General features: G+C 71.6%; 19 protein-coding genes and 1 tRNA gene. 9 read left to right on the top strand and 11 right to left on the bottom strand.

The window, feature by feature from the left end:
• The first annotated feature begins 213 nt into the window (after positions 1-213).
• The 8 genes from OHA64_RS41190 to OHA64_RS41155 all read left to right on the top strand — a co-directional run bounded on the left by OHA64_RS41190 (position 214) and on the right by OHA64_RS41155 (position 8,475).
• Positions 214-1,788 (top strand): ABC transporter substrate-binding protein, encoded by a 1,575-nt coding sequence (locus OHA64_RS41190; RefSeq protein WP_405622283.1) that lies wholly within the window; start codon positions 214-216, stop codon positions 1,786-1,788.
• 3 nt (positions 1,789-1,791) lie between these two features.
• The gene (locus OHA64_RS41185; RefSeq protein ID WP_405622281.1) at positions 1,792-2,721 is read left to right on the top strand and encodes an ABC transporter permease; all 930 of its coding nucleotides are present in this window, start codon (positions 1,792-1,794) and stop codon (positions 2,719-2,721) included.
• 1 nt (position 2,722) lies between these two features.
• Positions 2,723-3,637 carry an ABC transporter permease gene (locus OHA64_RS41180; protein WP_405622279.1) on the top strand — a complete coding sequence of 305 codons (915 nt, stop codon included), beginning with the start codon at positions 2,723-2,725 and terminating at the stop codon, positions 3,635-3,637.
• Positions 3,638-3,640: 3 nt separating this feature from the next.
• Positions 3,641-4,504 (top strand): ABC transporter ATP-binding protein, encoded by an 864-nt coding sequence (locus tag OHA64_RS41175; protein WP_405622277.1) that lies wholly within the window; start codon positions 3,641-3,643, stop codon positions 4,502-4,504.
• Complete coding sequence (locus OHA64_RS41170; RefSeq protein ID WP_405622275.1) at positions 4,501-5,451, top strand: ABC transporter ATP-binding protein; 951 nt, start codon at positions 4,501-4,503, stop codon at positions 5,449-5,451. Before OHA64_RS41175 ends, OHA64_RS41170 begins: the two co-directional genes overlap by 4 nt.
• A complete protein-coding gene (locus tag OHA64_RS41165) occupies positions 5,448-6,437 on the top strand; it encodes an aldo/keto reductase (protein ID WP_405622273.1) in 990 nt (329 codons plus the stop codon). Before OHA64_RS41170 ends, OHA64_RS41165 begins: the two co-directional genes overlap by 4 nt.
• 98 nt (positions 6,438-6,535) lie before the next feature.
• Positions 6,536-7,315 (top strand): HpcH/HpaI aldolase/citrate lyase family protein, encoded by a 780-nt coding sequence (locus OHA64_RS41160; RefSeq protein ID WP_405622271.1) that lies wholly within the window; start codon positions 6,536-6,538, stop codon positions 7,313-7,315.
• Entirely contained in the window at positions 7,312-8,475 is a 1,164-nt protein-coding gene (locus tag OHA64_RS41155; RefSeq protein WP_405622269.1) for an exo-alpha-sialidase, read from the top strand. The genes OHA64_RS41160 and OHA64_RS41155 overlap by 4 nt, the downstream gene beginning before the upstream one ends.
• A 209-nt stretch (positions 8,476-8,684) precedes the next feature.
• On the opposite strand, the gene OHA64_RS41150 is transcribed toward OHA64_RS41155, so the two are convergent.
• The 7 genes from OHA64_RS41150 to tdh all read right to left on the bottom strand — a co-directional run bounded on the left by OHA64_RS41150 (position 8,685) and on the right by tdh (position 13,919).
• Positions 8,685-8,758, bottom strand: a tRNA-Pro gene (locus tag OHA64_RS41150).
• 213 nt (positions 8,759-8,971) lie between these two features.
• The gene (locus OHA64_RS41145) at positions 8,972-9,328 is read right to left on the bottom strand and encodes an MmcQ/YjbR family DNA-binding protein (protein ID WP_405622267.1); all 357 of its coding nucleotides are present in this window, start codon (positions 9,326-9,328) and stop codon (positions 8,972-8,974) included.
• A gap of 30 nt (positions 9,329-9,358) precedes the next feature.
• On the bottom strand, positions 9,359-9,910 hold the full coding sequence (locus OHA64_RS41140; RefSeq protein WP_405624329.1) for a GNAT family N-acetyltransferase: 552 nt from the start codon (positions 9,908-9,910) through the stop codon (positions 9,359-9,361).
• An 89-nt stretch (positions 9,911-9,999) separates the two neighbouring features.
• Positions 10,000-10,614: a helix-turn-helix domain-containing protein gene (locus OHA64_RS41135; protein WP_405622265.1), complete on the bottom strand. Its 615-nt coding sequence runs from the start codon at positions 10,612-10,614 to the stop codon at positions 10,000-10,002.
• 35 nt (positions 10,615-10,649) lie between these two features.
• Positions 10,650-11,552, bottom strand: a complete 903-nt coding sequence (locus OHA64_RS41130) for a LysR family transcriptional regulator (RefSeq protein WP_405622263.1) — start codon at positions 11,550-11,552, stop codon at positions 10,650-10,652.
• A gap of 40 nt (positions 11,553-11,592) precedes the next feature.
• Positions 11,593-12,822, bottom strand: a complete 1,230-nt coding sequence (locus tag OHA64_RS41125; protein WP_405622261.1) for a glycine C-acetyltransferase — start codon at positions 12,820-12,822, stop codon at positions 11,593-11,595.
• A 68-nt stretch (positions 12,823-12,890) separates the two neighbouring features.
• Complete coding sequence (tdh, locus tag OHA64_RS41120; protein ID WP_405622259.1) at positions 12,891-13,919, bottom strand: L-threonine 3-dehydrogenase; 1,029 nt, start codon at positions 13,917-13,919, stop codon at positions 12,891-12,893.
• Between the two features lie 238 nt (positions 13,920-14,157).
• Here tdh and OHA64_RS41115 point away from each other — a divergent pair, with 238 nt between their 5' ends.
• Positions 14,158-14,796: a GPP34 family phosphoprotein gene (locus tag OHA64_RS41115; protein WP_405622257.1), complete on the top strand. Its 639-nt coding sequence runs from the start codon at positions 14,158-14,160 to the stop codon at positions 14,794-14,796.
• 218 nt (positions 14,797-15,014) lie between these two features.
• Here the strand turns inward: OHA64_RS41115 and OHA64_RS41110 are convergent, their stop codons facing one another.
• The 4 genes from OHA64_RS41110 to OHA64_RS41095 all read right to left on the bottom strand — a co-directional run bounded on the left by OHA64_RS41110 (position 15,015) and on the right by OHA64_RS41095 (position 17,037).
• Positions 15,015-15,590, bottom strand: a complete 576-nt coding sequence (locus tag OHA64_RS41110) for a GAF domain-containing protein (RefSeq protein ID WP_405622255.1) — start codon at positions 15,588-15,590, stop codon at positions 15,015-15,017.
• Between the two features lie 61 nt (positions 15,591-15,651).
• Positions 15,652-16,251, bottom strand: a complete 600-nt coding sequence (locus OHA64_RS41105; protein ID WP_405622253.1) for a GTP-binding protein — start codon at positions 16,249-16,251, stop codon at positions 15,652-15,654.
• Positions 16,229-16,600, bottom strand: a complete 372-nt coding sequence (locus OHA64_RS41100; RefSeq protein WP_405622251.1) for a DUF742 domain-containing protein — start codon at positions 16,598-16,600, stop codon at positions 16,229-16,231. Before OHA64_RS41100 ends, OHA64_RS41105 begins: the two co-directional genes overlap by 23 nt.
• Positions 16,601-16,602: 2 nt before the next feature.
• Positions 16,603-17,037, bottom strand: coding sequence for a roadblock/LC7 domain-containing protein (locus OHA64_RS41095; RefSeq protein ID WP_356768754.1), 435 nt, complete (start codon positions 17,035-17,037; stop codon positions 16,603-16,605).
• Positions 17,038-17,053: the final 16 nt, after the last annotated feature.

Raw genomic sequence — 17,053 nt, 5'->3', positions numbered from 1 at the left:
TGCAGTGGACCTGTAGTCGAAGGAGGCGCGCGGGGCCGCCTCGACACTCGATGATGGCACAACCTGCGCGATGTGCGCGAGACCTCTTGCGTGATTCGCGCAACCATGGAACGGTTTCCGGCGCGACAGAAACCGACGGCAACCGACGGCGTCCTGCGGGACCGGACGCCGTCCCGAGCCGGTCGCCGCACAAAAAACCCCGAGAGGTCGACGATGACCCGAACTCCCCCGAGTGAGACGCCCAGCCGTCGCACCCTGCTGCGCTGGGGCGCCGCGGGCGGCGCCGGTCTCGCTCTCTCCCCACTGGCCGCCTGCGCCGGCCCCACCGGCGCCCCCGGCCCCGGCACCCTCACGCTCGGGCTGAACCGCTCGCTGGTCAGCCTGGACAACAAGCTCAACCAGTTCGACGCCGCGGTGACCGTGCAGCGGGCGGTGCGCCAGGCCCTCACGGCCATCGGTCCGGACATGCGACTCCAACTGGTCCTCGCCGACCGGTTCGAGATGACCGCACCGACCACCTGGAGCGTCCGCCTGCGCGACGGGATCCGCTACTCCGACGGCCGGCCCGTGACCGTCGACGACGTGGCCACCGCGGTGCGGATGTACGGAGAGGTCGCCGGCTCGTTCATCCTCGGCCTGTTCCCCGAACTCCCCGAGGTCGAGGCGACCGGCGAGCGCACCTTCCGGCTCCACACCCGCGAACCGGTGCCCGTTCTGGACCGGCTGATGGCCAACATCCTCATCACCCCGGCGAAGGACAACCGGCCCGAGGAACTCCGCTCCGGCGTCGGCACCGGCCCCTACCGGGTGGCCGGCGCCAACAGCGGCGCGGGCGAGTACACCCTGGCCCGTGTTCCGGGGTACTGGGGCGGGCGGCCGCCCGTCGAACGGGTCCGGGTCCGCTTCGTGCCGGAGGAGTCGAGCCGGGTCGTCTCCCTGCGCAGCGGCGAACTGGACGTCATCGACACCATCACCCCCGACTCCGCCGAACAGCTCACCGGGCTGCCCGGCGTGCATCTGGAGCAGACCTCCGGGGTGCGGATCTGCCAGCTCTTCTACAACTTCCGCAAGCCGAGGAAGCACCCGCTCGCCGACGCCCGGGTGCGCCGGGCACTGACGTACGCCATCGACGGCGAGTCCCTCGTCCGGGACGTGCTCACCGACTCGGCCGAGCAGGCCCAGGGAGTGGTCCCCCTCAGTCTCAAGGGCGCCGAACGCACCGGCCGCTACGCCCACGACCCGTCACGGGCACGGCAGTTGCTCGGATCCCTGGGCGCCGACGGACTGCGGATCAAAATCATCTGGGAGTCGGGCGAGTTCGCGGCGGACGCCTCCGTGATGGAGGCCGTCGCGGAGATGCTGAAGGAGGTCGGTGTACGCGCCGACCTGCGACAGTTCGAGCCCGGCGGCGACATCCTCAAGTGGCGCCAGGGCAAGGGCGGCGACTGGGACGTCATCGGCAACGGCTTCCCCGGCCCCACCGGCCAGGCCGTCACCATGCTGCAGGCGATGTACGCGGGCACGGCCGAGGACGAGCGCACCGGCGACGCGTTCATGGGCTACGTCGTCCCGAGCATCGCCCGACGGCTGTCCGACGCGGCGACCGAGACCGACCCCGCCGCCCGTGACCGCAAGCTGGCCGCCGCCCAGCACGCCGTCTGGGACACCTGGCCGGCGATGTGGGCCTTCGTGCCGAAGACCGTCCTCGCCCGCCGTGGCCGCGTCGACGGCATCCGGCTGCTGCCGGTCAACTCCTACGACCTGACCGCCGTACGGCTGGAGGGCTGAGCCGTGACGAAGTACCTCGCCCGCCGTCTCGGTCAGAGCCTGCTGACCGTCTTCCTGACCCTCTCCACGGTCTTCGTGCTGGTCCGGCTCGCCCCTGGAGACCCCGCCTCCGCATACGCCCCACCGAGCGCCACCAGCGCCGACCTGGAGCGGATCCGCGCCCAGTTCGGCCTCGACAAACCGCTGATCACCCAGTACGGGGTCTTCCTGCGCGACCTGCTGAGGGGCGACCTCGGCACCAGTTACTCCTTCCACGACTCCGCCCTCAGCGTGGTCCTGGACCGCGTGCCGTACACGATCACGCTCTCCGTCGCGGCGATCGCCGTCACCGTGGCCGTCGCGGTCCCACTGGGGGTGTGGATGGCCCGCCGCGCCGACACCTCGCGGGAACTCGGAGCCAACGTCCTGACCATCGCCGGACAGTCCATGCCGGACTTCTGGACCGGCGTGATGCTGCTGACCGTCTTCGCCGTGCTGCTGCCTGTGCTGCCCGCCTCCGGCTTCACGTCCTGGAGCGGCCTCGTCCTGCCGACCGTCACCATCGCGACCCTCCAACTCGCCCTCGTCTCACGGCTCGTACGCCGCGAGATGACCACAGCGCTCGCCTCGCCGTACATCACCGTGGCCCGCTCCCGCGGTGTCTCGGAACGTGCCCTCACCTGGCGCTACGCACTCGCCAACTCCTCCGTCCCGCTGGTCACCGCGGTCGGCACCCGCTTCGCGGCGCTGCTCAACGGAGTCGTGGTGGTCGAGGTCGTCTTCGGCTGGCCAGGGGTCGGTTCCCTCGTCGTCCGCGCCCTGGAGACCCGCGACTACCCGCTCATCCAGGCAACCGTCCTGGTCACGGCGACCCTCGCCATCCTCGTCCAGCTCCTGGTCGACCTCGCCTACCCGCTTCTCGATCCGCGGGTACGACTCGGAAAGGCGGCCTGACATGTCCGCCACGCTCACCCCGACCGACGGCACCGCCCGGCCCAGCGCGGTCACCGCGAAGCACCTGGCCCGTGCCACCGCCACCAGGCAGCGGCGCAGCGCCCGCTTCAAGCTGTGGGCGGGATCCCTGTGCACCGCGCTGGTCGCCCTTCCGGTGGCCCTCGCGAGCCTGCTGCCGTTGCCGGACCCGGACGCCCAGAACCTCGCGGGGCGCCGGCTGCCGCCGCTCACCGACGGGCACGTGTTCGGCACCGACCAGCTCGGACGCGATCTGCTCTCCCGCATCCTGCACGGCGGCCAGGTGTCGCTGTCCGTGGGCATCCTCGCGGTCCTGGTCTCCGGCGTCATCGGGATCGCCGCGGGCTCGGCGGCCGGCTACTTCGGGGGCTGGATCGACACGGTCGTCAGCCGACTCCTGGAAGCCCAACTGGCGTTGCCCCTGCTGATGATGCTGCTGCTCGTCGTCGCCCTCTTCGGCCCGTCGGTCACCGTCATCACCTGCGTGATCGCGATCGCCCAGTGGCCGGAAGTGGCCCGGCTGACCCGCTCCCTGGTCCTCGTCGAACGCGAGAAACCGTATGTGGCGGCCGCCCGTCTGCTCGGCATGCGCAGCTGGTCCGTGCTCGGGCGGCACATCATTCCCAACATCCTGCGCCCCGCGAGCCTGGTGGTCCTGCTGCTGCTCGCCCAGGCCGTGCTCCTGGAGAGCGCCCTCAGCTTCCTGGGCGCCGGGCCCCAGCGCCCGTTCGCCACCTGGGGCCGCATCATCTCCGACGGCCAGGACTACATCACCACCTCCTGGTGGCTGGTCACGCTTCCCGGCCTGGTCATCGCCATCCTCGTGGTCGGCGTCAACCTCATGGGAGACGGCCTGCGCGACCGCATCCGTACGAAGAAGCCGGCGAAGGGAGCCTGAGCCATGACCCGCGACACCTCGCCGTCTTCCAGCGCCCTGTTGGAGGTCGAGGACCTGCAGATCGAACTGCTCACCCATCGTGGCGTGGTCCGCGCCGTGGACGGCGTGAGTTTCACCGTCGGACGCGGCGAGACCGTCACGCTCATCGGGGAGTCCGGCTCCGGCAAGTCCACCACCGCGATGGGCGTGCTGCGGCTGCTGCCCGAACGACTCGCCGTGCTGTCCGGCACCGCCCGCATCGCCGGCGAGGACGTCGTCGCCGACCCCGAGGCGGCCCGGCGGGTGCGCGGCCGCACCGTGTCCCTGATTCCCCAGGACCCGATGACCGCGCTCAGCCCCGTCCACACGGTCGGGCGGCAGCTCGGGGACGCCCTGCGGCTGCGCCACCCCGGCCTGTCCCGGGCCGAGGCCCGCGAGCGCGGCACCCACCTGCTGGACCAGGTACGGATCAGCAGGCCCGAGACCCGCTGGAAGGCATACCCGCACCAGTTCTCCGGCGGCATGCTCCAGCGCATCCTCATCGCCGTCGCGCTGGCCGCCGAACCGCGGCTGCTGGTCGCCGACGAACCCACCTCCGCCCTGGACGCCACCGTCCAGGCGAGCGTTCTGGACCTGCTGATGGAACTCCAGGAACGCACCGGCGTGGGCATGCTGATGATCACCCACGACCTCGGCGTGGCCCGGCTGGTGTCCGACCGCATCCACGTCATGAAGGAGGGCCGGTTCGTCGAGTCCGGGCCCGCCCAGCAGATCGTCGAGCGGCCCGCACACCCGTACACCGGGAAACTCCTCGCGGCCGTCCCGAGCCTCGGCCCCTGGGACGAGGACGGGCTCGACGACCACAGCGCACAGGGAGCAGCCCGATGAGCCCAGCAGCGACACCGGACGCGACCGACGTGGCTGACGCGTCGGCGTTTCTCGACGTCGAGGACCTCGTCGTCGACTACCCCACGCCGTCCGGCACCGTACGCGCCGTCGACCACGTCAGCTTCAGCGTGCCCCGGGGCGGCTCGCTCGCCGTCGTCGGCGAGTCGGGCAGCGGCAAGTCGACCATCGCCTGCGCGATCGTACGACTGCTCAAGCCCGCCTCCGGGCGGATCGTGCTGGACGGCACCGACCTCGCCACGCTGCCCGAGCGACGCCTGAGGCCGCTCAGGCGCCGCGTCCAGATGGTCTTCCAGGATCCCTACGGATCCCTCGCCCCGCACCTGACCGCCCTGGAGATCGTGGCCGAACCGCTGCGCGTCGCGGGCGTGAAGGACAGGACCGAACGGCGCCGCCGCGCCGCCGGGCTGCTGGACCGCGTAGGACTGCCGGCCACGGCACTGGAACGACGGCCGGACGAATTCTCCGGCGGGCAGCGTCAGCGCATCGGCATCGCCCGCGCCCTGGCCTCGGAGCCCGACCTGCTGGTCTGCGACGAGGCCACCTCGGCTCTCGACGTGTCCGTGCAGGCCCAGGTCCTCGATCTGCTGCGCGAACTGCGGGAGGAGACCGACATCACGTACATCGTCATCGCCCACCATCTCGGCGTGGTGCGCGAGATCAGCACCGACGTGGTCGTCCTGAAGGCGGGGCAGGTCGTCGAGCGCGGCCGTACCGCCGACGTGCTCGCCGCCCCCGTCGAGCCCTACACCCGCTCGCTGCGCCGCGCGGCCCTCGACCCCACGGCGATCAGGGGGCTCAAACCCCGCACCCTGGCGGCCTCGACCCCGACCCGGACCCCGGCCCCGGCCACGACCGCACCGGAGCCGCACACGGCCCAGACACCCCACACCCCCCACACCGTCTCACCGGAAGGAACCGGCAAGTGACCACCGGCATCGAACTGCCGAACGTGCCCGTGCCCTTGTCGCGGCTCGTCCTCGGCACCATGACGTTCGGCGACACCGTCGACCGGGCGGGCGCCGCGGACATGCTCGCGACGGCGCTGGAGGCCGGCATCACCGGCGTGGACACCGCCAACGGCTACGCCGGCGGCGAGAGCGAACGCATCCTCGCCGAGCTGCTGCCCGCCCACCGCGACCGGATCGTGCTCGCCACCAAGGCCGGCATGCCGCACCCCGACCAGGGGGAGCACGCCCCCTTGTCCGCCCTCGGCCTGCGGGCCGCCCTGGACGGCAGCCTCAAACGCCTCGGCACCGACCGCGTGGACCTCTTCTATCTGCACCAGCCCGACCGGACCACACCCCTCGCCGAAACCCTCGCCACCGTCGCCGAGTTCGTCGCCGAGGGGAAGGTCCTCGCGCTCGGCGTCTCCAACCACGCGGCCTGGCAGATCGCCGAACTGGTGCGCGTCGCCGACGAGGTGGGCGCCCCACGCCCGGTCGTCGCCCAGCAGCTGCACAATCTCCTCGCCCGTCGGATCGAGGAGGAATACGTCGAGTATGCGGCGTACGCCGCCGTCACCGGTCTGCGCACCATGGTCTACAACCCGCTCGGCGGAGGCCTCCTCACCGGACGGCACCGCTACGAGAAGGCCCCCGAGGGCGGACGGTTCGGCGACTCCCGGCTCGCGGACATGTACCGGCAGCGCTACTGGGACCCGCGTCTGTTCGACGCGGTCGCCGAACTGACCCGTGTCGCAGAGGGCGCGGGCATCCCGCTCGCCGAACTGGCCCTGCGCTGGCTCCTCGACCGGGACTCGACCGACGCCCTGCTGCTCGGCGGTTCCCGGACCGGCCACCTGCGCGCCAACCTCGTCGCCGCGCAGGCCGGACCGCTGCCCGCCGACGTCACCGCCGCCTGCGACGAGGTCGGCGCGGGCCTGCGCGGCCCCATGCCCGCCTACAACCGCTGATCCTGTAGGGGTCCTCGAAGCCCCCGCGCCCTGTGCCCCTGTGCCCCTGTGCCCCTGTGCCCCTGTGCCCCTGTGCCCCTGTGAAGGAACAACCACCCATGACCCCCGCAGAGTTCACCGCCGCCCTGCGCGCCCGCGAGCAACTGCTCGGCTACTGGTGCCTGATGGACGCGCCCGTGGCCACCGAACGCATCGCCCGCCTCGGCTACGACTACGTCGCGCTGGACGCCCAGCACGGCCTGTTCGGCTATTCCGGCATGCTCAACAACCTCCTCGCGATCGACAGCCGGGGCTCCACGGCCGTCGGCCTGGTCCGGGTGGAGGCCAATGCCCCCGCCCCGATCGGCCGTGCCCTCGACGCGGGCGCGACCGGAGTGATCGTGCCGCTGGTCGACACGGCCGAGCAGGCCGCCGAGGCCGTCGCCGCGGTCCGCTATCCCCCGCACGGCCGACGCTCCTACGGCCCGATGCGCTCGGCGCTGAGGATCGGCCCCGACCCGGCCGACACACACGACAGCACGGTCGTCCTCGCCATGATCGAGACGGCCGAAGGACTCGCCGACGTCGAGGCGATCTGCGCGACGCCGGGCCTCGACGGCGTCTACGTCGGCCCCTCCGACCTGCGCATCGCCCTCGGTGGCGCCTCGTCCACGGACCCTACCCTGGCCGACAAGTTCGAGGCCGCGCTCGGCACCGTACGCGAGGCGGCGGCCGCCGCCGGAATCGCCTCGGGCATCCACAACCCGGACGGGGCGAGCGCCGCCAAGCGCCTCGCCGAGGGCTTCACCTTCGCGACCGTCGCCTGCGACCTGGTGCACCTGGAGCAGACCGCCCGCGGGCACCTGGCCGCTGCCCGGACCTCTGGAGAGGCACTGTGACGAACCGACTCCTCGACTCCTTCGACCGCACCGACACCACGCTGCCCGCACCGACCGTGCAGAGCCACGCCGCCAACCTCACCGTGCTGCCCGGCGGGGACCTCGGCTGCGTCTGGTTCGGCGGCACGCAGGAAGGCATGGCGGACATCAGCGTGTGGTTCTCGCGCCTCGTACCCGGCACCACGACATGGACGGAGCCGGTCCGCCTCTCGGACGACCCGACACGCTCCGAGCAGAACCCCGTGCTCTTCCCCACGCCTTCGGGTGCCCTGTGGCTGCTGCACACCGCACAGCAAGGCGGAGACCAGGACACCGCCGAGGTACGGCTGCGCGTCAGCCACGACCACGGCACGACCTGGGAGGCGACCCGCACCCTGTTCCCCGCGGCCCCGGGCGTCGGCGGCGTCTTCGTCCGTCAGCCACCCGTCGTCCTGCCCACCGGCCGTCTGCTGCTGCCCGTCTTCCGCTGCCGGACCGCTCCCGGCGAGAAGTGGTCGGGCGACCTCGACACCAGCGCCGTGATGATCAGCGACGACGAGGGCGGCACCTGGTCCGAGCAGCCCGTGCCCGGCTCCACGGGCCTGGTCCACATGAACGTCCACCAGTTGCCGGACGGCTCCCTGCTCGCCCTCTACCGCAGCCGGCGCGCCGACGCCGTGCACCGGTCCGTGTCGCTGGACGACGGCGACACCTGGAGCGAGCCGGAACCGCTCGATCTGCCGAACAACAACTCCTCGATCCAGTACGCCCCGTTGGCCGACGGCCGCCTGGCCCTCGTCTACAACCACAGCAGCGCCGCCGACGCGACCGCCCGCCGCGTCTCCCTCTACGACGAGCTCGACGACACGGGCGGGCTCGCCGACCCCAAGGCCCCGGGCGGCTCGGCGCCCACGGCGGTACGGCAGGCGCCGTCGACCGCGTTCTGGGGTGCCCCGCGCGCCCCGCTCAGCCTCGCCCTCTCGTCCGACGGCGGCCTCAGCTGGCCGTTGCGCGCCGACCTCGTGACCGGCGACGGACACTGCCTCACCAACAACTCCCGCGACGGCCTCAACCGGGAACTGTCGTATCCCTCGGTGACGCAGACACCGGACGGGGCCCTCCACATCGCCTACACCCACCACCGCAAGGTCATCCGCCATATCCGGCTCATCCCGCGGTAGCGGCGATGTGAGCGACCGCTCCTTGGGCCCTTCGGGACCGCGGCGACGGTTGCGTTCGACGTCGTACTCGGCCGAGTATCCGTAACCGCCGTGGATGCGGAGGGCGTTGAGGGCGATCCGCGTCGCGGACCCGGAGGCGAGGAAGCCGGACCCGGGCCGCGCGAAAAAGGGCCTCCACAGGCTGGTGCCTGCGAAGACCCTTCGTACCGTCGGGACGACAGGATTTGAACCTGCGACCCCTTGACCCCCAGTCAAGTGCGCTACCAAGCTGCGCCACGTCCCGATGCCCGTCTGACCTGGGGTTTCCCCTGGCCGAGCGTGCATGGAAACAATACCGCACTCGGGTCCGTGGTCGCGCACCCGTTTGTCCGCGACCACTCTTGACGGTCAGCTCTTCTCCCGTGGCGGACGTGGCGGGTAGCCGAGGCCCCCTCCGCCCCGGCTCCCACGCTCTTCCCGGATCATGGCAGGCGGCACTGACAACGCCCGAGGAGTCTCAGTCTCCGGTCGGCAGTCCCAACTCGGGGTAGGCCTCGAGGAGTCGGGAGGGCGCCGCCTGCCTCCAGGAGTCGGCGAGGATGTCCCGCAGCTCGTCCTCCTCCAGGGCCGAGATGCGGGCCCGCACCCAGGCGAACTGCGCCTCGTGATCAGCGATCCAGAACTTCTCCGGCTCCGCCAGGACCAGTTCGCCGCGTTCCTCCTTCGGGCAGCGCACCGCGAGGGAGGTCTCGTCCTCGGGCAGCGTGGCGAACATCTTCCCCGCGACCCGGAACGTGGGCATGCTCCAAGCGACCTTCTCCGTCGTGTCCGGCAGGGACAGGGCGATCCGTCGTACGTCTTCGGCATCCGGCATGACAGGCACCGTAGCGGCTCCCACTGACAATCACCTGGTGAGAACGCCCGCCAAGGCTTCGGGGCGGGTACCGACGTGCTTGTAGTAGAGCGTCGTCGGCCGCAGCACACCGGACGGGTTCGCCGCGTAGTCGGGGATCACACCGGCCATCGTCCAGCCCGCCGAGCGGTAGAGACGCTCGGCGGGGCTGCCGGTCTCGGTGTCCAGGTGGAGGAGGGTGACGCCCGCCTCGGTCGCGGCCCGCTCGGCGACGGCCAGGAGCGCGCGGCCCAGGCCCTGGCCGCGGGCGTCCCGGTGCACCATCAGCTTGACCAGCTCGGCGCGGTGGCGGCTGTTGGGTTTGTCCGGGTAGGCCAGCGTGACCGTGCCGACGAGGCGGTCCCCGTCGCGTGCCGTCCACACGGCGAGTTGCCCGGTGGCGGCCGCGACGACGCGCGCCTTCCACCAGGCGACGGCGGCCGCCCGGTCCAGCGGGGCGAGGAACCCGATCGAGGCGCCGCCGTCGACGGTGTCGACCAGCAGGTCGGCCAACTGCTCGACGGTTGCGTCCGGTCGAGCGTCCCTCAGCCGGTGCGCGTTCAGCCGCCCATGCGCCTCCAGCCGGCCCGCGTCCGACAGGCACGCGTCCAGCTGATCCGCGTCCAGCTGATCCACTTCCAGCCGGGTCACGATCACGGCAGCACCACCGCCAGCACATACCGCGCCTCGTCCGGGCCGGCGCACCGGAAGCGGGTCGGGCCCCAGACCCGCATCCGCAGACAGTCCCCCGTGCCGAGGTGGTGTTCGACGTCCCGCGTAGTCACGTCGAGCTCGCCGGCCAGCACCCAGATGTGCTGTTCGAGCCCGGGTACGGGCGGCCGGTCGTAGCCGATGTCGGCGCCCGCGGCGAGCCGCCCCTCCACCAGCTCGCCGCGCAGCCCGGAGTGCGGCGGGGACACGGACCGTCGTACGAACCCGGAGGCCCGGTCCTCCCACCGCGGCTGCTCGGCGGCCCGCACCAGCAGCGCCGGCTCCGCCTCGATCTCGCTGAGCAGCTGGGACATGGTCCGGCCGTACACGTGGCACAGCCGGTTCAGGAGCGAGGCGGTAGGACTGATCTCCGCCCGCTCGGCCCGCGACAGAGTCGACCGGCTCACCCCGCTGCGCTCCGCCAACTCCCCCAGTGTCCAGTTTCGTTCGGTCCGCAGCTCGGCGAGGCGGGCGCCGAGCCGGGTGTCGACCGGATCCGCGGCCGGATCTGCGGCCGACCTCACGACTGGGCCGTTCTCCTGGATGCCCTGTTTCATATCAGGGACGCTATCCCGGAAATGAAACGGGCGGGTTACATCGGGGCCACGTCCGCCAGCGCGTCCAGCACGGGACGGATCAGAGGGTGTTCCTCCGCTCCCCGTCGCACCGCCGCGAACACCCGGCGGGTGGGCGCGACCCCGTCGACGGGGCGCACCACCACGCCCGTGAGGTCCATGCCGCGCAGCGCGGAGCGCGGGACGAGGGCGACGCCCGCGTCCGCCGACGCCAGGGCCACCACCGCTCGGAAGTCGTCCGAGGAGTGTTCGAGGCGGGGCTGGAAGCCCGCGCTCTCACAGGCGAGGACCACGACGTCGTGACAGGGGTTGCCGGGGTAGGGGCCGATCCAGGGATCCTTCGCCAGTTCGGCGAGGGGCACCTCGTCGACGTCGGCGAGACGGTGACCGACCGGGACGACGGCGTCGAAGGGCTCCGCGTACAGCGGAACGTGGACCAGGCGGGGGTCGTCGGCGGGCGGAGCCCCGCGGTACTCGACGGCGACCGCGACATCGACCTGCCGGTCGAGGACCATCGGCAGGCTGGCGTCGCCCTCGGCGTCCTGGACGCGGATACGGATGCCGGGCGCGGTTCCGGCGAGGCGGGCCATCGCGGGACCGACCACCAGCGCGATGCCCGTGGCGAACGAGGCGACCGTGACCGTGCCGGCCTCGCCCGAGCCGTAGGCGGCGAGCTCGGCCTCCGCCCGCTCCAGCTGGGCGAGGACGGCGTGGGTGTGGTCGAGCAGGATCTCACCGGCCGGAGTCAGCCGTACCCCCTTGGCACCGCGCTCGACCAGCCGGTGGCCGGTCTCCTGCTCCAGGGCCGCCAGCTGCTGCGAGACCGCCGACGGGGTGAGGTACAGCGCGGCGGCAGCCGCCGTCACCGTGCGGTGGTCGGCCACCGCACGAAGGATGTGGAGCCGCCGCGCTTCGATCATGCGAACGATTATCGCAATATGTCCGGTCGGCCGAGGCCGGTCAGCCCTTCCCCTCGGTCTCCCGGTCCCCCGCTTCTTCTCCCTCCAGCTCCGCCCGCGCGGCCACGAACGCGTCGACCGCGCGGTTCACGTCCCCCGTGGAGTGCGCGGCGGACAGCTGCACGCGAATGCGGGCCTGCCCCTGCGGTACGACCGGGTAGGAGAAGCCGATCACATACACACCGCGCTCCAGGAGCAGCTCCGCCAGGCGTCCGGCCCGCGCCGCGTCCCCGATCATCACGGGTGCGATCGCGTGGTCGCCGGGCAGCACGTCGAAGCCCTCCTCGGACATCCGTCGGCGGAACAGGGCGGTGTTCTCCGCGAGCCGCACGCGCAGGTCGTCCGCCGACTCCAGCAGGTCGAGCACCTTCAGGGAGGCAGCGGCGATCACCGGGGCCAGGGTGTTGGAGAAGAGGTACGGCCGAGAGCGCTGGCGCAGCAGCGCGACGATCTCGGCGCGGGCGGCGACGTATCCGCCGGAGGCTCCGCCGAGCGCCTTGCCGAGGGTGCCGGTGATGATGTCGACACGGTCCATCACCCCGTGCAGTTCGGGGGTGCCGCGCCCGCCGGGGCCGACGAAACCGACGGCATGGGAGTCGTCGACCATGACCATCGCGTCGTAACGGTCGGCCAGGTCGCAGATCTCGCGGAGCGGGGCCACATAGCCGTCCATCGAGAAGACGCCGTCGGTGACGATCAGCCGGCGTCGGGCGGACTGCGCCTCCTTCAACTGCCGCTCCAGGTCAGCGAGATCGCGGTTGGCGTAGCGGAAACGGCGGGCCTTGGACAGGCGGATGCCGTCGATGATCGACGCGTGGTTCAACGCGTCGGAGACGACCGCGTCCTCGGGACCCAGCAGCGTCTCGAACACGCCGCCGTTGGCGTCGAAGCAGGAGGAGTACAGGATCGTGTCCTCCTGGCCGAGGAAGGACGACAGGCGGGCCTCCAGTTCCTTGTGCACCTCCTGCGTACCGCAGATGAAACGTACGGAGGCCATGCCGTAGCCCCAGCGGTCCAGGGCGGCGTGGGCGGCGGCGATCACCTCGGGGTGGTCGGCGAGGCCGAGGTAGTTGTTGGCGCAGAAGTTGAGGACCTCGCCGGGCCGGCTGCCCCCGGACACGCCGACGGTGGCGGACTGCGGGGTGTCGATGACGCGCTCGGGCTTGTGCAGACCGGCGGCGCGGATCTCGTCGAGGGTGGCGCGCAGGTCGTCGCGCACGGAGTCGAACATCGAAAAGCTCCTGAGGTGCTCGCGCTGGTGGGAGTCCGGAAGGGGAGTCTGGAAGGAGGTCACATGGTTCAGGCGGTCCAGTCGAGGATGACCTTGCCGCCGCGCCCGCTCGCCGCGTCGGCGAACGCCGCCTCGAAGTCGCGGTGGCCGTACCGGCCCGTGATGACGGGAGCGAGGTCCAGCCCGCCTTCGAGCAGGACCGACATCGCGTACCAGGTCTCGAACATCTCCCGGCCGTAGATCCCCTTGAGGGTGATCATCGAGGTGACGATCCGGGCCCAGTCCACCGGGAACTCCTCGGACGGCAGGCCCAGCATCGCGATCCGGCCGCCGTGCGTCATGTTGGCGATCATGTCGCGCAGGGCCTCGGGGCGGCCCGACATCTCCAGTCCGATGTCGAAGCCCTCGCGCAGTCCCAGTTCCCGCTGCCCGTCCGCGATCGTCGCCCGCGTGACGTCGAGCGCGAGACTCACGCCGATCTTGCGGGCGAGCTCCAGCCGCTGCTCGCTCACGTCGGTGACCACCACGTTGCGGGCGCCCGCATGGCGGGCCACCGCGGCGGCCATCAGCCCGATCGGACCCGCGCCGGTGATCAGGACGTCCTCCCCGACCAGCGGGAAGGACAGCGCGGTGTGCACCGCGTTGCCGAACGGGTCGAAGATCGCGGCGACGTCGAGGTCGACCGGGACGCGGTGCACCCACACGTTGGCGGCGGGCAGCGCCACGTACTCGGCGAACGCCCCGTCGCGGCCGACGCCGAGGCCGACCGTGGCCCGGCACAGGTGCCGCCGTCCGGCCAGGCAGTTGCGGCACTTCCCGCACACCAGGTGGCCCTCGCCGCTGACCCGGTCGCCCGCCTTGATGTCGGTGACGTCCCGCCCGGCCTCGACGACCTCGCCGACGAACTCGTGCCCGACGACGAGCGGGGTGCGGATCGCCTGCCGCGCCCAGCCGTCCCAGGACCGGATGTGCAGGTCGGTTCCGCAGATGCCGGTACGCAGCACCTTGATCAGTACGTCGCCGGGTCCGACGGCGGGCTCCGGGACGTCCACGAGCCACAGCCCGGGCTCCGCCTTCTGCTTGACCAGCGCCTTCAACGCTACGGCTCCTGAGGTGAGACCCCGGGGCCGCGGGCATGCCGAAGAAGCCCGCGTCCGGGGAGAGGGGTGGAATCGCGTAGCAATCTTCCGTACGGCGGCGCCCCGGTCCATCGAGGATTTCTTAAGCGGCGCCACAGCTTTCCTTCACGCCCTTCCGCGGCTGCCCCCGATCCCTCGTGGTCGTGATCGTGCGACACTCGGCCTTTGAGGGACGGCCGCCGGACGGGGAGCCATCATGAGCACAGCAAGGGACCTGCAGATCGTCGCCCTGGGCGTGGCGCCCGACGCACCCGTGGCATCCGGTGACCTGTCACTGGCACTCGCGGGGGCCGAACTGATCGACCTCATCGAGACCCGGTCGGTCGAAATCGACGGCGACCGAATCGTGCCCGGCATCACTACGGCATCGGGCGATCGTCTGCTGGACGAGGCCGCGTCCTCGCTGATCCGGCAGGAACCCTACGAGTCGACCGAGGACTGGCTGTGGCGACGGGGGCGCGGGCTCTCCTCGGCCTACCTCGCCGCGTTGGAGACGGACGGGTTGCTCGTACGGGTGCGCGGTCGCCGGTTCCGGGGCCAGACCGATCGCAGGTCGCCGACGGACTCGCCGGCCCGGCGCCACGCCGAGGCACGCCAGGCTTCGGGCGACCCCGTTTTCGCCGCGCTGACCGCCGCCGTCGGGATCGCGGACAAGTCGACCACTGCGGCCGGGATCCCGGAGGACGCGTCCGACGACGGTGTGCCGGGTCCGGGCGATGACGCGGTCGAGGCCGTGCTGGCCGCGGTCGGCGACGCGGTGACGGAACTGGAGGCCGTGCGGCAGCGGCGGACCATCGAGGACGCGGCCTTCGACAACATCTGGCGAGGCGCGTGACGAAGGCACGCACGGTCGTGGTGCCCGCCCTGCCCCGCTCCGCACGCCGCCGGATCGCTCTCAACGCAGGCCGCCGGACCGTCCTGGTGAACTGAACGCTCGGCCGGCGGGCTGCGGGGCGGACATGCACACGGCTGTCGTCCCGCATGCGGCCCGGCCGCCGTCGTCTCGTCGCGCGGTCACAGGCGTCTCCTCACGCAGCCGGAGGACCACGGCGTTCACCGTGCGAATGTCTCCGCCGCGGGCGGTTCCAGTCGGGCCACCAGGTCCGCCGCTGTCGACTTGATGTTCTCCAGGCCGGCCTTTCCCCAGGCCCGTGGCTCGATGTCGGCGACACACACGGTGCCCAGCACCATCCCTGTGGTGTCGATGAGCGGAGCGCCGAGGTAGGAGTGGATGCCGAACTCGTCGACGACAGGGTTGCCGGCGAACCGCGGATAGTCGCGGACGTCCTCCAGTACCAGCGCCTTGCGCCGGACCACCACATGGGGGCAGAACCCATGGTCGCGCTCCATGAAGCGGCCGATCTCCGGCTTGGCCTCGTCGGTGGTCGCACGGGGTCTGGCTTCCGGAACACGCAGTCCCGCGAAGAACTGCCGCTGCTCGCCGATGAAGTTGACCATGGCGTACGGCGCTGCGACCCGCTCGGCGAGGCGGTGCGCGAAGGCGTCGAGGGCGGGTTCCGGGTGTTCCCCCAGGCCCAGCAGGGCCAGCCGCCGGGCGCGGGCGGGGGCCTCCTTGTCCTCGGGGGTGAGCAGCAGTCGACCGGCCGGGCGGGGCAGGTCGTAGCTCATGGGCGGGCTCCGTCGCTGTGGATGTACGTCATATGCGGCTCCGTTGCGGGGTGTGCGGGGGTCACATGTGGGCGCCGTGGCTCGGTGCGGGCGCCGGGCTGTGGGCGATGAGGTGCCGTACCAGGGTGAGCAGGGTCTGCACCCCCGAGCTGGAGATCCGGGCGTCGCAGCGGACGACCGGGATCTCCGGGGCGAGGTCGATGGCGGCGCGGACCTCTTCCGGGTCGTAGCGGTACGAGCCGTCGAACTCGTTGATCGCGACGATGAAGCCGAGGCCACGCTGTTCGAAGAAGTCGACGGCGGCGAAGCACTCCTCCAGTCGGCGGGTGTCGGCGAGGATCACCGCCCCGAGAGCACCCTCGGACAGCTCGTCCCACATGAACCAGAACCGCTCCTGTCCGGGTGTGCCGAACAGGTACAGAACGTGTTCCGGGTCGAGGGTGATGCGGCCGAAGTCCATGGCGACGGTCGTCTCGACCTTGTTCTCGATGCCTTCGAGGTTGTCGGTCGCGGCACTGACCGTGGTGAGCAGTTCCTCCGTGCTGAGCGGGGCGATCTCGCTGACCGCGCCCACGAGGGTCGTCTTGCCTACTCCGAACCCTCCCGCCACCAGGATCTTCAGTGCGGTGGGGAAGGGGTCAGAGCTGTCGTCGTAGTCCATCGAGCACTGCCTCCAGAAGGGCCCGGTCAGTCGGGTTGTGGTGGAACTCGGGGGGCTTGGTGGTCAGCGCCCCGCAGTCGACGAGGTCTGACAGCAGCACCTTGGTGACCACCGCCGGCAGCTTGAGGTGGGCGGCCACCTCGGCGACCGAGACGGGTGCGCGACACATGTCGAGCACCTCGGCGTGTTCGGGGCCGAGGTAGCCGAAGGGGGTGGCTCCGGTGGCCATCACGTGCGACAGGAGGTCGAGCGCGATGCTGGGCCGGGTGCGGCCGTTGCTGACCGTGAAGGGGCGCACCAGCCGCCCGGCCGCGTCGTCGAGCCAGGGCCCGTCGCCGACCGTCGCCACCCTCAAGGCCTCATCGCCGTGGGTTCGACGGCGTGCTGTCGGGGCGCGGTCATCAGGTAGGGGCGGACGCTCTTGACCAGCATCGCCATCTCGTAGCCGAGCACCGCCGCGTCGGCCTCGCGGCCGGCCAGCACGGCGAGACAGGTACCGGAACCGGCGGTGGTCACGAACAGCAGGGTCGAGTCGAGTTCGACGACGACCTGCCGGACGTGTCCGCCGTCGCCGAAGCGGACGCCGGCGCTGCGGCCGAGGGAGTAGAGGCCGGAGGCCAGGGCTGCCATGTGGTCGGCGCTGTCGGGGTCGAGGCCGTGGACCGACTTCACGAGCCCGTCGCAGGAGAGGAGTACCGCGCTGGTGGTGTGCGGTACGCGCTGCACGAGGCCGCTCATCAGCCAGTCGAGATCGGATACCTGGCCGGTCGGCGCTTCGCTCGCCATGGTGGATCGACTCCTT

Source organism: Streptomyces sp. NBC_00076 (assembly GCF_045041235.1).
Classification (GTDB): domain Bacteria; phylum Actinomycetota; class Actinomycetes; order Streptomycetales; family Streptomycetaceae; genus Streptomyces.
This window is presented reverse-complemented; position numbering and strand designations above follow the sequence as displayed.

Coding starts and splice junctions, on each gene's coding strand:
- OHA64_RS41190 (WP_405622283.1), top strand. CDS start 214: ATGACCCGAACTCCCCCGAGTGAGACGCCCAGCCGTCGCACCCTGCTG.
- OHA64_RS41135 (WP_405622265.1), bottom strand. CDS start 10,614: ATGAAACAGGGCATCCAGGAGAACGGCCCAGTCGTGAGGTCGGCCGCA.
- OHA64_RS41130 (WP_405622263.1), bottom strand. CDS start 11,552: ATGATCGAAGCGCGGCGGCTCCACATCCTTCGTGCGGTGGCCGACCAC.
- OHA64_RS41180 (WP_405622279.1), top strand. CDS start 2,723: ATGTCCGCCACGCTCACCCCGACCGACGGCACCGCCCGGCCCAGCGCG.
- OHA64_RS41105 (WP_405622253.1), bottom strand. CDS start 16,251: ATGGACTACGACGACAGCTCTGACCCCTTCCCCACCGCACTGAAGATC.
- OHA64_RS41115 (WP_405622257.1), top strand. CDS start 14,158: ATGAGCACAGCAAGGGACCTGCAGATCGTCGCCCTGGGCGTGGCGCCC.
- OHA64_RS41175 (WP_405622277.1), top strand. CDS start 3,641: ATGACCCGCGACACCTCGCCGTCTTCCAGCGCCCTGTTGGAGGTCGAG.
- OHA64_RS41125 (WP_405622261.1), bottom strand. CDS start 12,822: ATGTTCGACTCCGTGCGCGACGACCTGCGCGCCACCCTCGACGAGATC.
- OHA64_RS41170 (WP_405622275.1), top strand. CDS start 4,501: ATGAGCCCAGCAGCGACACCGGACGCGACCGACGTGGCTGACGCGTCG.
- OHA64_RS41095 (WP_356768754.1), bottom strand. CDS start 17,037: ATGGCGAGCGAAGCGCCGACCGGCCAGGTATCCGATCTCGACTGGCTG.
- OHA64_RS41110 (WP_405622255.1), bottom strand. CDS start 15,590: ATGAGCTACGACCTGCCCCGCCCGGCCGGTCGACTGCTGCTCACCCCC.
- OHA64_RS41160 (WP_405622271.1), top strand. CDS start 6,536: ATGACCCCCGCAGAGTTCACCGCCGCCCTGCGCGCCCGCGAGCAACTG.
- OHA64_RS41145 (WP_405622267.1), bottom strand. CDS start 9,328: ATGCCGGATGCCGAAGACGTACGACGGATCGCCCTGTCCCTGCCGGAC.